At 57.8% G+C, this 19335-nt stretch carries 18 protein-coding genes; 12 read left to right on the plus strand and 6 right to left on the minus strand.

All coding sequences use genetic code 11. The annotated features are described in order from the left end of the window. Position 1: 1 nt before the first annotated feature. The 3 genes from H6G62_RS15150 to H6G62_RS15160 all read right to left on the minus strand — a co-directional run bounded on the left by H6G62_RS15150 (position 2) and on the right by H6G62_RS15160 (position 1965). Positions 2-457: an NUDIX hydrolase gene (locus H6G62_RS15150; RefSeq protein ID WP_190496584.1), complete on the minus strand. Its 456-nt coding sequence runs from the start codon at positions 455-457 to the stop codon at positions 2-4. Positions 458-596: 139 nt separating this feature from the next. Next, entirely contained in the window at positions 597-1058 is a 462-nt protein-coding gene (gene bcp / locus H6G62_RS15155; RefSeq protein WP_190496585.1) for a thioredoxin-dependent thiol peroxidase, read from the minus strand. A 127-nt stretch (positions 1059-1185) separates the two neighbouring features. Next, a complete protein-coding gene (locus H6G62_RS15160) occupies positions 1186-1965 on the minus strand; it encodes an SDR family oxidoreductase (protein WP_190496587.1) in 780 nt (259 codons plus the stop codon). A gap of 615 nt (positions 1966-2580) precedes the next feature. On the opposite strand from H6G62_RS15160, the gene H6G62_RS15165 reads away from it, so the two are divergent. Genes H6G62_RS15165 through H6G62_RS15175 form a run of 3 tightly spaced genes read left to right on the plus strand, consistent with a single transcriptional unit; the run spans position 2581 to position 5711 of the window. Next, a complete protein-coding gene (locus H6G62_RS15165; RefSeq protein WP_242052068.1) occupies positions 2581-3549 on the plus strand; it encodes a DUF4230 domain-containing protein in 969 nt (322 codons plus the stop codon). A 33-nt stretch (positions 3550-3582) separates the two neighbouring features. Beyond that, entirely contained in the window at positions 3583-4386 is an 804-nt protein-coding gene (locus tag H6G62_RS15170) for a glutathione S-transferase family protein (protein WP_190496589.1), read from the plus strand. 5 nt (positions 4387-4391) lie between these two features. After that, a complete protein-coding gene (locus H6G62_RS15175) occupies positions 4392-5711 on the plus strand; it encodes an FAD-binding oxidoreductase (RefSeq protein ID WP_190496592.1) in 1320 nt (439 codons plus the stop codon). Between the two features lie 89 nt (positions 5712-5800). Here the strand turns inward: H6G62_RS15175 and H6G62_RS15180 are convergent, their stop codons facing one another. Further along, entirely contained in the window at positions 5801-6082 is a 282-nt protein-coding gene (locus tag H6G62_RS15180; RefSeq protein WP_190496594.1) for a hypothetical protein, read from the minus strand. Positions 6083-6203: 121 nt separating this feature from the next. After that, positions 6204-7793, minus strand: coding sequence for a D-Ala-D-Ala carboxypeptidase family metallohydrolase (locus H6G62_RS15185; RefSeq protein WP_190496596.1), 1590 nt, complete (start codon positions 7791-7793; stop codon positions 6204-6206). 342 nt (positions 7794-8135) lie between these two features. Here H6G62_RS15185 and H6G62_RS15190 point away from each other — a divergent pair, with 342 nt between their 5' ends. Beyond that, positions 8136-8435 (plus strand): hypothetical protein, encoded by a 300-nt coding sequence (locus tag H6G62_RS15190; RefSeq protein ID WP_190496598.1) that lies wholly within the window; start codon positions 8136-8138, stop codon positions 8433-8435. An 80-nt stretch (positions 8436-8515) separates the two neighbouring features. On the opposite strand, the gene H6G62_RS15195 is transcribed toward H6G62_RS15190, so the two are convergent. Continuing rightward, positions 8516-9208 carry a rhomboid family intramembrane serine protease gene (locus H6G62_RS15195; protein WP_190496600.1) on the minus strand — a complete coding sequence of 231 codons (693 nt, stop codon included), beginning with the start codon at positions 9206-9208 and terminating at the stop codon, positions 8516-8518. A gap of 199 nt (positions 9209-9407) precedes the next feature. Here H6G62_RS15195 and sipA point away from each other — a divergent pair, with 199 nt between their 5' ends. The 8 genes from sipA to H6G62_RS15235 all read left to right on the plus strand — a co-directional run bounded on the left by sipA (position 9408) and on the right by H6G62_RS15235 (position 19215). After that, positions 9408-9635 (plus strand): regulatory protein SipA, encoded by a 228-nt coding sequence (gene sipA / locus H6G62_RS15200; protein ID WP_190496602.1) that lies wholly within the window; start codon positions 9408-9410, stop codon positions 9633-9635. A gap of 176 nt (positions 9636-9811) precedes the next feature. After that, complete coding sequence (locus H6G62_RS15205; protein ID WP_190496604.1) at positions 9812-11224, plus strand: nucleoside transporter C-terminal domain-containing protein; 1413 nt, start codon at positions 9812-9814, stop codon at positions 11222-11224. Positions 11225-11415: 191 nt separating this feature from the next. Beyond that, entirely contained in the window at positions 11416-12297 is an 882-nt protein-coding gene (locus H6G62_RS15210; protein WP_190496606.1) for an MBL fold metallo-hydrolase, read from the plus strand. Positions 12298-12411: 114 nt separating this feature from the next. Further along, a complete protein-coding gene (locus H6G62_RS15215) occupies positions 12412-13512 on the plus strand; it encodes a bifunctional riboflavin kinase/FAD synthetase (protein WP_190496608.1) in 1101 nt (366 codons plus the stop codon). A 69-nt stretch (positions 13513-13581) separates the two neighbouring features. Next, a complete protein-coding gene (locus H6G62_RS15220) occupies positions 13582-14490 on the plus strand; it encodes a MoxR family ATPase (RefSeq protein WP_190496610.1) in 909 nt (302 codons plus the stop codon). 69 nt (positions 14491-14559) lie between these two features. Further along, complete coding sequence (gene gshA, locus H6G62_RS15225; RefSeq protein WP_190496612.1) at positions 14560-15711, plus strand: glutamate--cysteine ligase; 1152 nt, start codon at positions 14560-14562, stop codon at positions 15709-15711. 206 nt (positions 15712-15917) lie between these two features. Next, positions 15918-16385, plus strand: a complete 468-nt coding sequence (locus tag H6G62_RS15230; RefSeq protein WP_190496614.1) for a tRNA (cytidine(34)-2'-O)-methyltransferase — start codon at positions 15918-15920, stop codon at positions 16383-16385. A 604-nt stretch (positions 16386-16989) separates the two neighbouring features. Then, positions 16990-19215: a peptidoglycan DD-metalloendopeptidase family protein gene (locus H6G62_RS15235; protein ID WP_190496616.1), complete on the plus strand. Its 2226-nt coding sequence runs from the start codon at positions 16990-16992 to the stop codon at positions 19213-19215. Positions 19216-19335 lie beyond the last annotated feature (120 nt).

A 19335-nucleotide genomic window follows, 5' to 3' on the forward strand; every position in this document is an offset into this window, starting at 1 on the left:
CTTAGGCTAAAACCGTCTTGCCCTGGAAAAAATCCTCCAAATGCTCACGGTGGTCGTGGGCGAGGTTGTCCCAGGGCAGGGCGTCGGGGGCAAAGGATCGCACCTCCAGCACTTCGCGGGGGTCGGCAACGGAGGGCGTTCCCTGCACCTGCACCGCCACCGCCACACAAACGGAATGAAAACGTGGATCCCGTTTGGGTCTGGAATATACCCCCACCAATCGATCTAATTCAGCGTGTTCCAGGCCCGCCTCTTCCTTCAGTTCTCGGCGGGCGGCGGTGATTACATCCTCGCCCCAGTCCACTAGGCCACCGGGCAGGCTCCAGCGGCGGTTATCGCGGCGCAAAATTAACACAATGGTGCCATCGGGCAGCACTGGAATTACGCAGGTACCGAGGATGGGCCGCCGAAACAACAGCCCCGCCAGGGTGCGTAGTATATGGACAAAGTAGGACATGGAATTTCCTCAACGGGCTGGGTTGAGGCCAGCTCAGAACAGTAATAGGACCCATCGCGATACGACCCATGGAGTGGTGCGGCCTAATTCACACCTAGTTCACAATCTAGATCATGATCCTATGGCCCCATTCATCGGCTCAATCCGCTAAATCCGCTAGCACGGTTTCGGCGTGGGTTTCGGCCTTTACCTTGAGATAGATGTTCTCTAGGGTGCCGTCGGGGCCAATGATGAAGGTGCTCCGGGTGATACCCATATATTCTTTGCCCATAAACTTTTTCAGGCCATAAACGCCAAAACGGCTGGCCACTTCGCCGCCTTCATCGATCAACAGCGGAAAGGGCAGATTGTATTTGGCGGTAAATTTGGCGTGGGATTTAGCATCGTCGGCACTTACGCCCAGCACCGTTACGCCTTTTTCTTGATAGGCGGCGTAGGCATCGCGAAAACCACAGGCTTCCTTGGTGCAGCCCGGAGTGTTGTCGCGGGGGTAAAAATAGAGCACTACCCGCTGACCCTTGAGGGTTTCGAGGCTGTAAAGGTTGCCTTCTGCATCAGGTAGAGCAAAATCGGGGGCAGGATCACCAACGACAAGGGGCATAGGGGTTACGCGACAAATAGAGGGCGAGTCAACGAATGAAGGGCACAGTTTCCTAACTCTCTGACCAGGATGGCTGGGCTCGGCAACTGTAATTTATTTTACCGCTGAGGCTGGCGTCCATTTTGCCCTACTCTGGGCGGCGATGCACGTGGAACACCGAGGATTGGTCGGTGGGCATGAGAAAAATTTCGCTGATGTTGATGTGGGGCGGACGGGTGATAGCAAAGACAATGCTGTCGGCGATGTCTTCCCCGGTGAGGGGCACCATGCCTTTATAGACTTGTTTGGCTCGTTCGGTGTCGCCATGGAAGCGCACATCGCTAAATTCCGTTTCCACAAACCCCGGTTCAATGTTGGTCACCCGTACCGGAGTACCCAAAAGGTCGAGTTTTAGCCCTTCGGACAGCGCCTTCACCGCCGCCTTAGTGGCACAGTACACGCTACCGCCCGGATAGGTCTGTCGTCCGGCGATGGAACCCACATTCACCACATGGCCCTGCCCCCGCGCCACCATCCCCGGTACCACAGCGCGGCTCATATAGAGCAAGCCTTTCACGTTGGTGTCGATCATCTCTTCCCAGTCTTGCAGGGGCGCTTCGTATTGTTTATCCATCCCTCGACTGAGGCCCGCATTGTTGATTAGCACGTCGATGGCTTGCCATTCTGCGGGTAGTCCGTCAATGGCGGTTTGTACCGCCTGGGCATCGCACACATCCAGCGTCAGGGGTAAGACCTCAATGCCATACTGGGTCTGCAATTCGGAGGCTAGGGTCTGGAGTTTTTCAGTACGACGAGCCGATAGGATCACCCTTGCTCCATCCTGAGCCAGGAGTCGGGCACAGGCGGCTCCAATGCCACTGCTCGCCCCGGTGATGAGGATGGTTTTTTGACGCATGGATACAGCCATCGGAAGAGGGATCTCCTGAAACAGACATCGACAAACGGACGTTTACCCAGGATGGGCCACCTGTCGGGAGGGGCCAAGCTTAGTCTTTCGTTAACTTCCTTGGCACAAATTCACCCCTGAGGACAAGTTATCCACAGCCCTGGGCAAAGCTGTGGATAAGTTTGTGGAATATGGCTATTAAGGATCCTTAGCCCCTCGCAACCTGCTGAATAGAAGGGCTTCCAGAAAAAGTTAAATCATCTTAACAAAAGATGCGCCTGTGGAAAACTGCGGTATTTATGTAGGGTTTTATGTCATTTTCCCCGATCCCCAGGCGAGTGATCGGCCCCTTAGGTTAAGAAAGCGTCTTGGACAGTTCAGTAGTGTAGCTTACAAGCTGGCTTCTGTTTCACAAAGTCTGATTTTAAATTGGCCCTGCAACCACCAGGACGATGCGCTCCCTTTTCTAGGGACGACATTCTGGCAACATCATGGGGCCAATGACGGCAAAGCCAACCAGGATCGCTGTCATGACCTGGGTACTAAAGTTGCACAGCCGATTCGCCGACGAGGAGGGGAATTTGTTAGCCTCGTATCGTCACGTTTGCCGTTCACCTTCGCCCCTTGAGGTCAACTATGGGCCATGTTCCTGCCGATTCCGATGCCCCAGATCGCCACCTGTCGGCTACGGTCATCATGCCGCCAGCGGAGATGACATCGCCCAGAACTCAAGGATCTCCTAAGCATTGGCCAGGGGATAGGGATGGATTAGGAGAACAGGCCGATGGGGCGCACTGGCCAGAGGATGGGTTTGCCAGAATCACGCCCCCTAGGGATTTTCCGCCTGCCATGTCTTCCCATGGCATCAAGCCTCAACCCAAACCGAAGCCATTGATGAAACCCTGGTGGTGGCTATGGCCCCTGGGGCAAATGGTGATCGGCGGCACTGTAGCGGTGGGTCTGGTGATGGGGGTGGGGGTTTTGCGGTCGGGGCAGCAATTTTTGCAGGCCGTCCCCACACTGTTTATTCCGGCGGTAACGGAACCGGAGGTGGATGTGCGTACCGTGGTGGTGCAGCAACTCCGGGGGGCAAGTGAACTGACAACGGCGATTTTTGCCATGGAGGCCGTCGTTCCGGCCCAAAGCGACCGCACTCTAGCGGGTTACGTGATCGGCTCTACCAACCTGCTCTACCTGGCCTACGGGGAGGTGCGGGCCGGGGTGGATCTGTCGCAAATTACCGTAGATGACGTGCAGCTTGAGGGGGAATCGGCCATTCGCGTTACCCTGCCGCCGCCGCAACTGTTGGATAGCAAGCTGGATGTGGGCAAGTCCACCGTCTACGACTATGACCGGGGCTGGCTGGGCCTAGGGCCAGATAATGCCCCCCAACTGCAAGCCCTGGCCCAACAGGAGGCACTCCAGAAAATCGAAGCCGCCGCCTGCACCACGGGTTTGCTAAATGAGGCCAACCGCCGCGCCGAAGTGACCGTGGGCCAGCTTTTGTCTACCGCAGGGTTTGAGTCCGTCACCATTACCACCCAGCCGCCCGCCGCCTGTGCAGACCCCGCAAATAGCGATACAGTGATACCGGGTCAGAACTGATCCCCGATATTCAAGGCTGCTAAGAGGACACCCATGCTAGCGCTGTACCAGTTTGAAGCCTCCACCTACGCGGAGAAAGTTCGTCTCATCCTCGATTACAAGCAACTGCCCTACCAAAAGGTAGAAGTTACCCCTGGCGTAGGTCAGGTTGAAGTCTTCCAAATGTCGGGCCAGCGCCAGGTGCCTGTGCTTAAGGATGGCGACCAGATTATTCCCGACTCCACCGCTATTGCCCTGCACCTAGAGCGCACCTATCCCGACCGCGCTATTCTGCCCACCGATCCCAAGCAGCGGGGGCTGTGCCTCGCCATGGAAAGCTGGGCCGATGAGGCGATTGTGCCCAACGCCCGCAAGGTGATGATCGGTGCCTTTAAGCAGCACCCCAACTTCCGTACCGCATTATTACCCACCGCCACCCCCGACCTGCTGCGGAACCTGGTGGGTGCCCTACCGGGGGATATTTTGAATCTGGTGGGCACCGGGGTCGGCTTTGGGCCAGATGACATCAAAGTTGCCGCCACTGCCCTCAAGCACGATCTAGAGGCGCTGTGCCTGATGCTGGAAAACAGCCCCTACCTGTTGGGAAGCCAGCCCACCCTGGCGGATTTCGCCGTGGCCGCCGCCACCATGTACCTCAAGTTCCCCGACCGTCAGTATGTCGATCTGCCGGAGGGCATTTGCGGCAAGGGCGTGCCCGGTTTGGCCGATGTGCCCGAATACCAAGTCTTCTTCGACTGGCGGGATCGGCTCTACAGCGAGTTTCGCACCCCCCGCACCGACGTACCGCCTCCATCGGCCTCCAGTGCCAGCGGCCCTACCCCCATCAGCATCGACTAGCGCCCATGGCCGACCTCGTTAGCACCCTCACCGCCCTGCTTGGGGCTGAATCCGTCAATTCCCAAGAGCAAATCGCCGCCGAGCTAGGAACTGCCCTAGCCCAGGTGACGGCAGATCGCACCCTGCCCCAAGCTGTGGTTTACCCCACCAGCGAAGCCCAACTGGCGGAGGTGATGGCCTGTGCCCACCAAAACCAGTGGCGGGTGTTGCCCTGTGGCAATGGCAGCAAGATCACCTGGGGCGGTTTGGCTGAAGGGGTTGACCTAGTGATTAGCACCGCCCGCCTGAATCAGATCATCGACCATGCCGTGGGGGATATGACCCTCACCGCCCAGGCGGGGCTAACCTTGGCGGAACTGGCCCCAAAACTAGCTGCTGTTAACCAATTCCTCCCCTTAGATCCGGCCTATCCCGACCGCTCTACCCTGGGCGGCATCGTGGCCACGGGGGGTGCGGGTTCTCTGCGCCAGCGCTACGGCGGCGTGCGAGATATGTTGATCGGCCTCTCGGTGGTGCGCTACGACGGCCAAGTGGCCAAGGCCGGGGGACGGGTGGTGAAAAACGTGGCCGGATACGACCTGATGAAGCTGTTCACGGGTTCCTACGGCAGCTTGGGCGTGATTTCCCAACTCACCTTCCGCCTGTTTCCAGTGCAGGAAACCTCAAAAACCCTGGTGATTTCTGGGAATATTGCCGAAATTCAGGCCCTCACCGCCGCCGTGCGTCGCTCATCGCTGACTCCTGTGGCCCTAGACCTGCTCTCCCCCACCCTCGCCGCTGCCCTGGGTAGCCCAGAATCCTTCACCCTCGCGGCCCGGTTCCAGTCCATCGCCCCTGGGGTAGAGGAACAGTTAACCGTCCTGCGCCAGATCATTCCCGCCGGATTAGACATCAAAGAATTGGCGGCAACCGAAGATCAATCGTTCTGGAATCAGGCGAATCACCACCTCTTTCCGGCAGAGACGACTGAATCGGCTACCGTAAAAGCCAAGGTTGGCCTGCTGCCCATCACCGCCTGCGACCTGTTAGCCCAACTCCAGCAGATCGATCCCGACAACCTGACCCGCCTCCACGCCAGCAGTGGCATTGGTACGGTATGTCTAGACGCAGATACCGCTACCCCCGATCTGCTCAAAAAACTGCGGTCTGTTTGTACGGGGTCTCAAGGCTACCTCGTGCTGCTGGAGGCATCTCCCGACCTCAAGCAAGCCTGCGATGTTTGGGGCGATGTTGGCCCAGCCCTAGCCCTAATGAAGGCCATCAAAACCCAGTTTGACCCCGAACAAAAACTCAGCCCAGGCCGCTTTGTGGGAGGGCTGTCGTAGAAGCCACAACAGTAGGGGCGAGGTAACCTCGCCCCTACTGGGTTAATCAGGGTGTAGTGCAAGCGATTGGACGCTGCCAAGAACAGAGCCTAATCAATGCGCTCGATTTGCCAGAGAATTTGGTTGCCTTCGCGGCGCACACGGGAAACAGACCAGTTCCGCCAATGCCAAAGTTCGCCCCGGCTAGTCACGGCGCTGGCATTTACATCCATCAAATCCGCCAGTTCGGAACTGGTGATGAGATAGCCCTGCTTGGCGATTTCATCGGCAATTTGCAGGGTCTCTAGGGCATTACGTAGCGTTTCCACCCTTTCTTGACGGGGCAATAGTTCAGAGTTTTCGCTAGTCAGGGAAGCACCAGAATCCGCCATGGTAGAGATAATTTCAACGCTTAAAAAACCAAGCTAAATTCTACCCTCTTCCCTAGGCATTGGGGAGAAGCCATCCGAACAAATTATCTTCTCTTTGTATTGAATTAAGCCAGAAATATCCTTAATAGCCGTAATCCCACCGAGCCCGATAGCCCCGCATGTCGATATGGGTGAAGACGGTGGAACTGGCTAGCCCCCCTCGGTTGCCCCACCAGGGACTAAGGCGGGCATAGACGTTGAAACAACTGACCCCGGCAATGACAAAATCCACCGCATCACCAGACAGATGGCGAGAAAACCGGGCTCCTCCTACGGCGGCGTTGGTGGCCGGGTCGCGATACCAGGAGTTGATGCGGATGGGCCGATTGCCATACATTTGGCGGATTTCCTCCATCACCCGCGCCACCTTGAGGATACCCTGCACCACCTGGGCGTTGGCGGGTTTGCGATAGTAGCCCGTGGCTCGGTTGACGTGGAGGGCTTCGGCCCAGGTGAAGTTGCCCCGCTGGCCGTACTGGTTAACAGGATGGATGGGATCGTTGGAGTAGTAGGTGCCTCGGTATCCAGGTAGGGTGATCTGAATGCCTCGATCCACGGGGGTGGCCGCTACCCTGACGGGGCCGCTGGGGGAGGGGCCGCTGGGGAAGGTGTTTCCGGTGGCTGGGGCGATGCCGCTATCGTTGGGGTTGTTGCCGAGGCTAGTCCCCTCGATTTCAATGTCGGGCACGTAGGCGAACCAGGTGGTTAGGTTCTTTGGCCCCAGGAAGGCTCCCTGGAGGGCCACCCGCACATGGTTATCGGCGGGCTGGGCATAGGAGTTGACGAGAAAGACGGTGCCCTTTTTGACCAACACCTTGTCATCGCTGGCGAGTTGGTTGGATTGAATCGGCTGGGTTTTGAAGACGGTGTCCCCTTTGACCCGTAACAGTTCTCGTTTGCCCTCAATCTTCACGTCAGGTTTATACACAAACCATTCCCGTCTGGATTCGCGCTCCGTGGGGGCCTCGGCTAGCTCAATTTCGGCATGATCGCCAGCGGCGGGTTTGTTGTTAATGAGATGGAACCGGGTGCCGGACGGAACCGCCAACACACTGTTGGCCGGAAGTTGGGAGGAATCCTTGGGTTCTCGCTTGAAGACCGTGTTGCGCGTCACCGTGAGGCTAATGTCGGTGATCATTTCCACATCGGGCGCAGAGACCCACCAGGTTTTCTGGGGCTGGCTGCCTAGGGTGGGTTCCCGCAGTTCCACCTGCCACTGGTTATCGCCCAAATCCACATAGTATTGAATATCCAGGATGGTGCCCTGGGTTAGCAGCACCTTATCCACCTCGGCGAGGCGGTCGGCGGGTAGGGGTTGTCGTCGCACGTAGGTGGCTTTTTTCACCCGCAGTTTGGCCCCGGCATTGGGGCGGCTGGCCCCCGGTGTGCCTGTTCCAGCATCGGGATCAGCAGGGTCAAGGTCGTCCTCCTCGTCCTCGGCAGCACCGGAACTGGGGGAACCCATGCGATCCGGCTCTGGGCCACCTGCACCCACGGAAACCGTCATGGCTAGGGGGGCATCGGGCCGCAAAAACCACTGCCGCATCCCCTCCACATTGAGCACCTGTTCCTTGGGGTTGCCGGAGGAAGGCCGCTTTTGGATCCGGGAAATCCACTGATTACCCTGCATCAGATAGATGGCTTCATCGGTTTCCTTTACCCAGGTACCCATGGTCAGTCCTCGCAACGTCTCGCAAAATACCGTGCTGCGCCGGGATACACCCCATCCCTCGCCCTGAATGAATATTAGGATCGAATGTGAGATCTGGCGCAAGATTTGACCGAACTTGCCGACCCTCAGATTCAAGGGGGGGATCCTTTTCTTAAAAACTGTGTCTCTGAATACAGAAGGGTTTCGATCTCAGAACATTTACGGTAAGCTGGCTAAACGGTTGCGGAAAGGTATCGCTGAATACCAATCGTCCCAGATTCCGGTCAGTTCCCTGGCGGTGATTGGGTACCCATTGCCACCGTTGCCCTCCCTTCACCCCCTTACGCCCAGAGGAGATTCACCATGTCTGAGTACGCCATCAACACCGGAGATGTGGTTAAGCTAGCCCAGCCCTACCGCCCCAACGATTGGGCCACCCAGCAACCGACGGACTGGCCCGGTTTTGAGTATGGCCTCGTGGCCGAATTTGAAGACGACGATCATGTATCCCTATTCCTCTACGACCGGGATGGGCAGTTGTTCGTGAGCCGTCAAAATCCAGCCCGATCCTTGCTGGTACCCACCATGGTGGACTTCTCCTTCGACCAACTAGAGCGCTACGAAGCCCTCATCGATGTCGGCACTTTCTGGGATGGCCTGTAGGCTATTTCCTTAAAACCTCCTGCCCAAAACCTGCTGCCAAGATCCCCCCCGGTTTCTGATCCAGATCCCCCTGCAATTTTCTAGGAAGCGTGGGGTTCGCGGTAGACCCCATAGGCCGCGAAAATACCGATGAGAAAGCCAAACAAATGCCCCCACCAGGCCACCATCGGGTGAGTGGGAAACATCCCCCAAATAAAGTAGCTGTAGTTCACCAGCACGAACACTGAAATCAGCAGCGGCACCACCCGCCGCTCTAGCCAACCGATGAACAGCAGATAGCCAAACAGGGTATACACCACACCACTGAGGCCATGGACGCTATTGGGGCCAAGCAACCAAGACGCCACGCCGCCGCCCAGCCAGCCCAGCAGTAGCACCATCCAATAGTCGCGCCGACTTTTGGCCAAAATCAGCCAGCTAAAGATGACAAACCCGATACTGTTGCCGATCAGGTGGGGGAAGCCGCTATGGGAAATAGCCGACAGGAAAATGCCGGGAATGCCCTCCAGGCTGCGCGGGTGCAGGGGCAAATTCCACCCTCCGCCAAACAACACCTGATCGATAATTTCCTGCGTCCAGGGAATCATCAACAGTTGTAACGGCAGCAACGCATTGGCCTTCCATCGATCTAGCCAACCCTGCGAGGAGGACGGGGCCGGAGATTCAGTGCGCGGTGGGTGGCCACCCGTGGGGCGAGGGCTGGATTGCGTCAATTCCAGTTCGGTCTCAATGCGGCGAAGTCTGGCTTGCAGGTCGGCATCGTCTAAGGTCATGGCTGGCCCCAATTCAGGCTGGCAAGGGTAAGGCGGACAAACGGTGGAAAACCTACCGCTAGCCTAGCGCTTTCCTGATGGCCATGACCACAGGGAATCCCCGTCCTTGGCCCATCCCCACTTCAGATCACACCCTCTAGAACACACCATGGCGTCCTATGCTGGGCAATGAGTGAATCGGTGAACAAGAGGGGCAACGATGGCTAATGAGTTTTCCGTGGGAGATCAGGTGAGGTTGGTCGCTCTGCCGCCCTACCTCAAAACCGCCGACCCCATGCCGATGCTGCGTCCCCCAGATTTGCTGCAAGTGGGCGATGTGGGCTTGGTGCTAGATCGGCGTCCCGGTGGCTACTGGGGCGTCCGCTTTGACCGGGGCGCTTTTTTGGTTGACAGCCAATATCTGGCCCCTGCCCAACTCAACGCCTAGAGGATGACTCGACCCCAGGGATGGCAACCCCACAGGACTGGCACCCAGTGATGGCGACCCCAACGAATCCATGCCGGAAAACTCACTTTGTGAATAGCCTCTAAGATCCATTGCTATCTTGTTGCAGCGTGGGTAATCTTCGGCATAATCGGGGACAGGTTTGCAAAGGTTTCACCATGGCACTGCGTTTCATTTCGCTACTGGGACTGGCTGGACTGTGCTTCATTGCGTGGCTGGGGTCGGAGGATCGGCGACGGGTGCCCTGGAAGATTATCCAGTGGGGTATTGGGGTTCAGTTGGTGGTGGGTTTGATGATTTTCCTGCTGCCCATCAGCCGCGATGCCGTGGTGTGGCTGAGTGGGTTGTTGAATGGGTTAATTGATGCCTCCGATGCCGGGGCGCGGTTCCTGTTTGGCAACATTCTGGTACCCCCAGCCATCCCTGCTGGCCCCGCCGGGGCCGGACGCTGGATTGCCCGTGCCCTAACCGATCCCTTTGTGCCCGTGCCGGGGGATCGACTGGGAGCGGCGAATTTAGATTTGGGCTACATCTTCGCCTTTCGGTCGTTGCCGCAGGTGGTATTCTTTTCCGCTATTTTTTCGCTGCTGTATAACCTGGGGGCCATTCAGCCCGTGGTGAGGGTGTTTGCGCGGTTCTTTCGGTGGGCCATGGGCATTAGCGGAGCCGAGGCGCTGGCGGGGGCCGCGAACATTTTTGTGGGCATCGAGTCGGCCATTGCCATTAAGCCCTTTTTGGAACGCATGACCCGCAGCGAACTCTGCGCCATTCTGGCCTCTATGTTTGGGTCGATTGCATCTACGGTACTGGGGCTCTATGCGGGCTTTTTGCGGGGCACGTTTCCCTCCATTGCCGGACACCTGATGGCGGCTTCGGTGCTGACCATTCCCGCCGCCTTTGTGATGGCCAAAATTTTGGTGCCGGAAACCGAGGAGCCGGAAACCCTGGGCCAAGTGCCCGCCGTAGACATGGCCGAAGAGGAACGTCAAAGCCCCATGGATAGCCTCATCCTCGGCGCACTGGACGGGGTAAAAATGGCCACGGGCATTGCCGCCGCCCTGATCGCCATTTTGGGCTTGATTGCCCTATTGAATATCATCTTTGCCCAATTGGCCCAGTTGTCTGGCAGTTCCTTTTTCCTGTGGCGAGCCATTGGCCAGGTGTTTCAGGTCGTCACGCTCCAAAACATGATGGGAGCGATTTTCTTACCCCTAACGTTTTTGACGGGCGTGTCCCTGGATTGGCAAGAACTCTGGATTTCCTCGCAGTTAATCGGTAGTCGATTCTTGGAAACCGCCATCCCTCCCTACATCGCCCTGGGGAAATTCTCGCAAGATGGCACCCTCAGCGACCGAGCCCTGGTGATTGTTAGCTATGTGCTCTGTGGCTTTGCGCACCTGCCCTCGGTGGGAATTTTTGTGGGTGGCTTATCGGGGATTGTGCCCTCCCGCCGCCACGAAATCAGCGAACTAGCCTGGAAAGCCCTCTGGGCAGGAACCTTGGCGACCCTGATGACGGGCTGCATCGCTGGCATCTTTTTCTATGAAGGGGCCGCAGTTCTGGGGCGCTAGGGGAATTTCAGTGAAGGACAACGGCGGTGATGACGGTCACTCCGTAAAATTAGTGTTGACGGAAATCACAGACCAGAACCAGAAAACTTCATTACTATAAAAAGAATCCTACTCATCATCCTGATAGCGTTGCTCTACGGCAGAATTGACTGGTTATACCTGCCCACGTTCCTTTTGATACCTAAAGATTCATGGCCGAGCTAAACCCGCAGTTTCTAGTCAGGTTTTGGGGCGTTCGTGGCAGTATCGCCTGCCCAGGAGCCCCCACCGTCCGCTATGGGGGCAACACCTCCTGTATTGAGATGCTGGTGGGCGACCATCGCCTGATTTTTGACGGCGGCACTGGGCTGCGGGAGTTAGGCGTCTCGCTGCTGCGACACATGCCCCTAGAGGCCAACCTCTTCTTCACCCATTCCCACTGGGATCACATCCAGGGCTTTCCTTTTTTTGTTCCGGCCTTCATCAAGGGCAACCGCTTCAATATCTATGGGGCCATCGCCCCCAACGGTTCTACCATCGAGCAGCGCCTCAACGACCAAATGCTGCACCCTAATTTCCCGGTGCCCTTGCAAATCATGGGGGCCGATCTGAAATTCCACGACATTGAAATTGGTGAAACCGTCACCCTTGGCGATGTGGTGGTGGAAAACGCCCTGCTGAACCACCCTGGCGAGTCCGTAGGCTATCGAGTCTCCTGCCAGGGCAAGGCCGCCGCCTACATTACCGACACCGAGCACTTTCCAGATCGCCTCGACGAAAACGTGCTGTCCCTCGCCCGCGACGCCGACGTAATGATCTACGACGCCACCTACACCAACGCCGAGTATAGCGATCCCAAATCCAGCAAGGTGGGCTGGGGCCACTCCACCTGGCAGGAGGCGGTCAAAGTCGCCCAGGCTGCCAACGTCAAAACCCTGGTCATTTTCCACCACGACCCCGCCCACGACGACGACTTCATGGATCAAGTCGCCGCCGACACCAAAGCCGCCTTTCCCCACAGCGTCGTCGCCCGCGAAGGCATGGCCCTCGACCTCAATGCCCCCACCCCTGCCACCCTGCTGCCTGTTCACTAGACCTTCAGCGTAGCCCCTCCCCTCTCCCAGGGGGGATAGGGGATCCAGAATCGATTCAAAGTCCCTTGAAGCGAGGATGCGGTCGGGGGGAGCGGTTATGTCAAAATGTAAAGCGTGTGGATTACCTCTTCCCTAACGACCGCCATCACTCCAACGGCCATTGCCCTGGGGAACTTTGATGGTGTCCATTTGGGGCATCAAGCCGTTATGCAGCAAATTTCGGCCCACGCCCTGGGGTTAGGCCATAGCGACTCCCTAGCCCAAGGATCGGCCCCAGCGTTAACCACCCTTGATCCAACGCCCCCCCTGCGGGGACTCAGCCGTCGCAGGGGGCCGAGTCCCAACGATCTTCCTCTCCCCGACATCGACCAACGGATGCGGGATCTGCGAACCACCCCCACCCCCACAGTGATGACCTTTTTTCCCCATCCCCAGGAATTTTTCTCTGGCAAATCTCGTCCTGCCCTCACCCCCATCACCGAAAAGGCGGCGATGATCAGCCAGCTCGGCGTCGGTCAACTGGTGCTGCTGCCCTTCACCCAAGCCCTTGCCAACCTCACCCCCCAGGAATTTGTCGAAGACCTGTTGATTCAACAGCTCAAGGTGCAGTACATCAGCGTCGGCAAGGATTTCTGCTTTGGCAAAAAGCGCCAGGGCACCGTAGACGACCTGCAAACCCTTACCCGTCCCTACGGCGTGGAAGTCCATATCACGCCCCATACCTGCCTAGGGGGAGAGCGCATCAGCAGTTCTCGCATTCGCAACGCCCTGGCCCAGGCCGATCTGGCCACTGCCGAAGCCCTGCTGGGGCGTCCCTATAGTCTGTCGGGGCGGGTGGTGAAGGGCCAACGACTGGGCCGCACCCTGGGCTTTCCCACCGCCAACCTGGCCATCCCCGAAGATAAGTTTTTGCCGCCCCACGGGGTCTACAGTGTGTGGGTGGAGGGGGCCAGTCCGGTGGCAGGGCAGCGCCTACCGGGGGTGATGAACATTGGCCAACGGCCCACGGTGCAAGGGCTGAGCGTGACGGTGGAAGTCCATCTGCTGCACTGGTCGGGGGATCTCTACGGCAAATCTCTCCAGGTATTTTTGAACCAGCACCTGCGCCCCGAACAACGCTTCCCCTCCCTCGATGCCCTGAAGGCCCAAATTGAGCAGGACTGTCAGACCGCCCTCGCCGCCCTGGCCAAAACTCCGGTGGGCAATTGGGGCTGATCGGGGTCATGATAAGCCTAGAAGGTCAGCAGAATAAGCACCAGAACTAGAATACGAAAGGCAAGGCTCATGCGAGATCGGATTGAAACGCTGGTTCAAAACCTCAGTAAAGCCATCGTCGGCAAAGACAAGGCCATTCGCCTGGTGCTGGTGGCGCTGTTTTCCGATGGCCATGCCCTGCTAGAGGATGTTCCCGGTGTGGGCAAAACCCTGCTGGCCAAGTCCTTGGCCCGCTGCATAGACGGCAACTTTCAGCGGATTCAATGCACCCCCGACCTGCTACCCACCGACGTGACGGGCACCAGCATTTGGAACCCCAACAGCGGCGAATTTCAGTTTATGCCGGGGCCAGTGTTCGCCAACATTCTGCTGGCCGACGAAATTAACCGCGCCACCCCCCGCACCCAATCCGCTCTGCTGGAGGTGATGGAGGAGCACCAAGTCACCACCGACGGCCTCTCTCGCCCCGTGCCCGACCCGTTTTTTGTCGTCGCCACCCAAAACCCGGTGGAATACCAGGGCACCTTTCCGTTGCCGGAAGCCCAGATGGATCGTTTCGCCCTCTCCTTTAGCCTGGGCTACCCCACCGAAACCGAAGAGTTGGGTATGCTGCAACGACTGGGGGGCGGATCGATGAGCCGCGACATCCAGCCCTGCATCAGCCTCGAAGAAGTGGTAGCCCTACGCCAACAGTGCGCCCAGGTTGCCCTAGAAGCCTCCCTTCAGCAGTACATCCTCGACCTCGTCCGCGCCACCCGTGCCCACCGGGAAATCACCCTCGGTGTCAGCCCCCGTGGGTCGGTGGCCTTCTACCGCGCCGTCCAAGCCCTCGCCTACCTGGAAGGCCGCGACTACGCCATCCCCGACGACGTGAAAACCCTCGCCCCCCACGTTTTGGCCCACCGCCTCATCCCCGTTGGCAATGCCCGCCCCAAGGATCTCATCACGCAAATCTTGGAGGAGACCCCGATTCCCTAACCCCCCCGTCCCTCGACCGATACTATTTATATATAGAGAAAATTTGACGATCTAATTGCGGGGTCTGCCGTGCTGCTATCGAAAGGGTTTGAAGTGGAAATGTACACGGGCACTCCCAATGGGGACGTGGTCGGGCTGTCGGATCGGATTGTGGCCGATCTGAATGGCTTTGTGCGCGAGCCCGATAGTCGCAACGTGGAATACACCACCCCGCCCCTCTGCCAGTACGAAAAGCTGCTCTGTGAGTTGGTGCGCCCCCGCCACGAACTCCGTCGGTACCTACAAGATCTCGGGAATTACACCCTCATTCCGGGCAGTACCCTGGCCCTGGGGCCAACGGATCGTTTCTTCCGATCCGACCCCAGCAACCCCTACCACAGTTACATCGAGCAAACCTACGGCACCACCGTCGTCACCGCCAGTATTCACATCAATATCGGCATTTCCGACCCCAAAATGCTGATGCGGGCCTGCCGTTTGGTGCGGGTAGAAGCCCCCCTCTACCTCGCCCTCACCGCCTCTTCGCCCTTTCTCGATGGGGCGGTAACCGGATCCCACTCCAGCCGCTGGCAGGTCTTCCCCAAAACCCCCGCCGATGTGCCCCTGTTTGAAAGCCATCGCCACCACATTGACTGGATGGAGGAACAACTGGCGGCGGGCACCATGCAAAATGTACGCCACCTGTGGTCATCGGTGCGGCCCAATGGTGATCGTCGTCCCTACAGCCTCAACCGTTTAGAGTTGCGCATTTGTGACCTGATTAGCGACCCCATTGGCCTGCTGGCGGTGACGGCCCTGTTAGAAGCCCGCCTGATTCAGATGATGCAGAATCCCGACCTGGATCCTTTGGTGCTCAGCCAGTTCCCCACCGAGAGCCGCAACCACGACCTCGTGCGGATCAGCGACGCCAACGAAATTGCCGTGGCCAAGCACAGCCTAGAGGCTGACCTGCGCCATTGGCAGGATGGTCGAAGTATCTCAGCGAAAGAATGGATCCAAGAACTCTATGATGAGGTTTGGCCCATCGCCAAGGCCAACGGCATTAGCTGTTTTCTCAGCCCCCTGAAGCGGATTTTGCGGGAGGGCAACGAAGCCCAGCGCTGGATCCAGCAGTACGACGCCGGACAATCGGTGCCCACTATCCTCAAAACCGCCATCCAAACCGTGAAAACCCACGAAGATCAGCTTGCCCAGGAGATCTGTGAGCCCTGCGCCGCCTAGGCAACCTCACAGAGCACCCCATCGCCCCCAGGCTTCTCTATCACCCTGATAACTCCAGGTTATCTTTTGCTGCATTTTTAGGCCTTACCTCGACCACGCCCTCTAGCGCCATGAATTTAGACCAAAAGATAAAACTTTCCTATTGGTGCTAGACAAAGTCGCCAATTCATGCATTCATCCATTCGGCCTTTGTATTGATTGCTGTCATGCCCCAGCTTGTCCTTGTTAATCCCCAAATTCCGCCAAATACGGGAAATATTGCCCGCACCTGTGCCGCTACCAACACACCGCTCCACTTGGTTGGCCCCCTAGGCTTTGAACTCAGTGATCGATACCTAAAGCGGGCGGGGCTAGACTACTGGCCCCAGGTCAATCTCACCCTCCACGACGACTGGGACAGCTTTGACCGCCAGCGTCAACGAATGGGCGGGCGCACCATTGGCTTCAGTGCCTCCGGATCGTGCCGCTATATTGATCTAGCCTACCGGGCAGACGACTGGCTCCTCTTTGGTAGCGAAACGGAGGGGCTACCGTCTGCCGTACTGGCCCAATGCACCGAAGTCGTCGCTATTCCGATGAATCGGGGGGCCGTGAGAAGCTTAAATCTAGCGAGCAGTGCGGCCATTGGTCTATTCGAGTGCCTACGGCAGATCGATCTCTGGCCAACCCCCTGAATTGGGGATCCCCCTCGCTTTAAGGGCGACAGAGCATAGGTTTAAGAAACAACGTCATCCTCGATACAAAATAATGCCGATCTAGATAAGAAATCCATATGCTCAAGCCCTAGATCGCAAAAAACGGGGATCAAGCGAGATCAAAGGGGCTGTTTTGCATCGGCTTCTCTTTCCCCAGATGCCTTATCCAAAGGGGATTTCAGGCGATCTTGATCGGGAGGACTGTCGCCCGATCTGCTCCAACATTCTGTCCGGTTTAGGGATCAGCCGTCCTAGCCCACACACTTGCCAAATCCTTTTTTATAGGGTTAAACCTATATGTTGTGTTCCAAGATGGCCAGTTTCTCAGTTGGCTATCTCGAACAGGCCAAATAAGATTGGGCATTGTTTTTTACATAAACTTGTGTAAACTTGCCTAAGTCTGATTAGCAAGGTATTCTTACTGAGCTAAGACTGGTTCCGTAACTTATCTGTTGTTCTACCGTTTGAATTTCACTGTTTGTTGGGGTTTTACCGCCATTGCCTGAGGACGACCCTCGTCCCCTTTGGTGACCCTAGAGACAATGTTCAAGACGTCGAGCACTGGTTTACAGGAGGTCGTTCCTTGAAGCGTGTATTTCGAAAACAGTCCCTTGTCGAAGCGCCCATCCAAAGTGATGCTGCTGCGGCAGTTGGGCTACTAGGAGTTTGTCGCCAGCAGGTTAACGCTCCGGTCAGCATGTTAGGTTTTGCATTGTCCGTTGGGGCAACGGCCTCCGTCGTCTCAATGCCCGGTATGGCCCTTGCCGCCGAAGGATCCACCATTGTTGTGTTGCCCGCCGCTGGCAATACCGTTCAAGAGCCCACTGCCGCTGCCCCCCTGGGGACTAGCTTCACGGCATCGGCAGATTACTACACGGTGAACGAAGGCGACACCCTCTGGCACATCGCCGCCCGTCACCAAGCGGATGTTGATACCATCAAGTCCGTCAACGGCATTTCCCCCAGCGATGTCCTGCGAGAGGGACAAGTGCTTCGGGTGCCCACCGATAACCAGGCCAACACCGGATCCGCCTTGGGTGCCGTAGGCGGTGAGGATCTGGCCATGTCCGAAGATCAAGCCTCCCTGGCGCGGCTCTCCGTTGATGAATTAGAGCAGGGCTGGGTTTCCCTAGAGGGTGAAACCACCGAGTTCTCGGAAACCGAAGCCGATAAGCTAGACGAAGAAGCCCTCAGTGAGCTATCCGAGGAAAGTGAGCAATCTGAGGCCATAGGCTCTACCAGCCTAGCGATGGCCTCCGGCTCAAATGACTGGGTTGAAGCCACGACCACCGAAACCCAAGCGGCTCAGCCCAACGTGGCTCCTCCAGAGCTTCAACCTAGCCCAGACATTGCCGTTGCCCCGCTGACTGAGACCGCAACGACTTCAAGTTCCTGGCAAGACGCCGCCGTAGATGTGGCGTTAGCAACTCCCTCTGCCGAGTCTGATCTCGTTGAGCCGACGGATAAGCCTGAGGTGGCTGAATCAACGTCAGAACGCATCGCCGTTAACCCCAATGCCACGGCGGCCCCCACGGGCAACACCTCAGCCCTGCCGATGAGCATGGCGCTCCATGAAGAAGGTCAGCCAACCCCTCGTCTCTCTGTCCGTAGGCCCGCGCAGCCCGTCGCCACCGCTCCCCAAGCTGAGGTAGCGACATCACAGCCGGATAAACCAGCAGACCAAACTGAAACGGTTGCTGCTGGCGACCGACTGGCACCCAGTACCCAGGAAATGACCTCGCCCCGTACCCGTGAGCAGGTCATTCAAGACCATCTCGCCCGCATCCGCGAGTCCAATGGATCGATGGTAGATCGGGAACTGCTGAACGAACGGATTCGTCTGGCCCGTCTAGCCCTAGAGCAAAACCGTACCGAAGCTGCTCTGCCCGAAACATCCACCTCTCAGACTAGCGTCACCACGGCTCCCAGGGTAAGCCAACCCGTCACCCAGAGTTCGGCTCTGCTGGTGCGGGAATCGACCTTTGTTGCCGAAGGTCCTGAAACCGAAGCCCCAAGCTCTGCAGCCGTTGCAGAACTGAATGCTTCGACAACGGCTCCCGTACTGCCTAACCTCCCGCCCCGCTTGGCGGCGGCAACCGCTGATGATGAGGTAGATCCCAATCCTGCTGTAGCCGAACAGCAGGATTGGACAATCACCGATGTTGCCACGGAATCTGAAGCCCTACCGACCCAGGTGGCGGCGGCTCCCCGGATTATGCTTCCCAACCTTCCGGCCCCGACTTCCGTTGCTCCTGAAGCAACAACTCCTGAAGCAACGACTCCCAATGGTCAACAGCTGCTAGCGGCAGCTCCCATGGGGGCCGATGCCTACCGCCCCTTCCCCAGCGTCGAAACGGGGCAAACCGTTTCCCCTGGGATGCCCATGCTGCCCGGCTCCGACAGCTTCCTTCCCTCTGCCCCCAATCGGTTCAATGGCTATATTTGGCCAACCCACGGCACCTTTACCTCTGGCTATGGCTGGCGTTGGGGTCGGATGCACCGAGGCATTGACGTGGCTGGCCCTGTGGGTACGCCCATTGTGGCCGCCGCAAGCGGGGTTGTGGTGCGATCTGGCTGGAACTCTGGCGGCTATGGCAACCTGGTGGATATCCGCCACCCTGACGGTAGCCTGACTCGCTATGCCCACAACAGCCGCCTACTGGTGCGGGAAGGGCAACAGATAAACCAGGGTCAACAAATTGCTGAGATGGGCAGCACCGGACGCAGCACCGGACCCCACCTCCACTTTGAGATCCACCTGCCTGGTACGGGTACTGTGAACCCCATGGCTCACCTCCCCCGTCGCTAGACTCAAATCTCATCCTCCTGCAAAACGGGTTAGCTCCAATGGGGCTGGCCCGTTTTGGCTTGGGGAAGATCGAGGGTGAGATAGATCCGACCCGCCACCGATCCTGAGGAGCGAATAGCT

This window comes from Phormidium sp. FACHB-1136, assembly GCF_014697375.1.
Classification (GTDB): domain Bacteria; phylum Cyanobacteriota; class Cyanobacteriia; order Phormidesmidales; family Phormidesmidaceae; genus Nodosilinea.

Coding starts and splice junctions, on each gene's coding strand:
- H6G62_RS15150 (WP_190496584.1), bottom strand. CDS start 457: ATGTCCTACTTTGTCCATATACTACGCACCCTGGCGGGGCTGTTGTTT.
- bcp (WP_190496585.1), bottom strand. CDS start 1,058: ATGCCCCTTGTCGTTGGTGATCCTGCCCCCGATTTTGCTCTACCTGAT.
- H6G62_RS15160 (WP_190496587.1), bottom strand. CDS start 1,965: ATGGCTGTATCCATGCGTCAAAAAACCATCCTCATCACCGGGGCGAGC.
- H6G62_RS15165 (WP_242052068.1), top strand. CDS start 2,581: ATGGGCCATGTTCCTGCCGATTCCGATGCCCCAGATCGCCACCTGTCG.
- H6G62_RS15170 (WP_190496589.1), top strand. CDS start 3,583: ATGCTAGCGCTGTACCAGTTTGAAGCCTCCACCTACGCGGAGAAAGTT.
- H6G62_RS15175 (WP_190496592.1), top strand. CDS start 4,392: ATGGCCGACCTCGTTAGCACCCTCACCGCCCTGCTTGGGGCTGAATCC.
- H6G62_RS15180 (WP_190496594.1), bottom strand. CDS start 6,082: ATGGCGGATTCTGGTGCTTCCCTGACTAGCGAAAACTCTGAACTATTG.
- H6G62_RS15185 (WP_190496596.1), bottom strand. CDS start 7,793: ATGGGTACCTGGGTAAAGGAAACCGATGAAGCCATCTATCTGATGCAG.
- H6G62_RS15190 (WP_190496598.1), top strand. CDS start 8,136: ATGTCTGAGTACGCCATCAACACCGGAGATGTGGTTAAGCTAGCCCAG.
- H6G62_RS15195 (WP_190496600.1), bottom strand. CDS start 9,208: ATGACCTTAGACGATGCCGACCTGCAAGCCAGACTTCGCCGCATTGAG.
- sipA (WP_190496602.1), top strand. CDS start 9,408: ATGGCTAATGAGTTTTCCGTGGGAGATCAGGTGAGGTTGGTCGCTCTG.
- H6G62_RS15205 (WP_190496604.1), top strand. CDS start 9,812: ATGGCACTGCGTTTCATTTCGCTACTGGGACTGGCTGGACTGTGCTTC.
- H6G62_RS15210 (WP_190496606.1), top strand. CDS start 11,416: ATGGCCGAGCTAAACCCGCAGTTTCTAGTCAGGTTTTGGGGCGTTCGT.
- H6G62_RS15220 (WP_190496610.1), top strand. CDS start 13,582: ATGCGAGATCGGATTGAAACGCTGGTTCAAAACCTCAGTAAAGCCATC.
- H6G62_RS15230 (WP_190496614.1), top strand. CDS start 15,918: ATGCCCCAGCTTGTCCTTGTTAATCCCCAAATTCCGCCAAATACGGGA.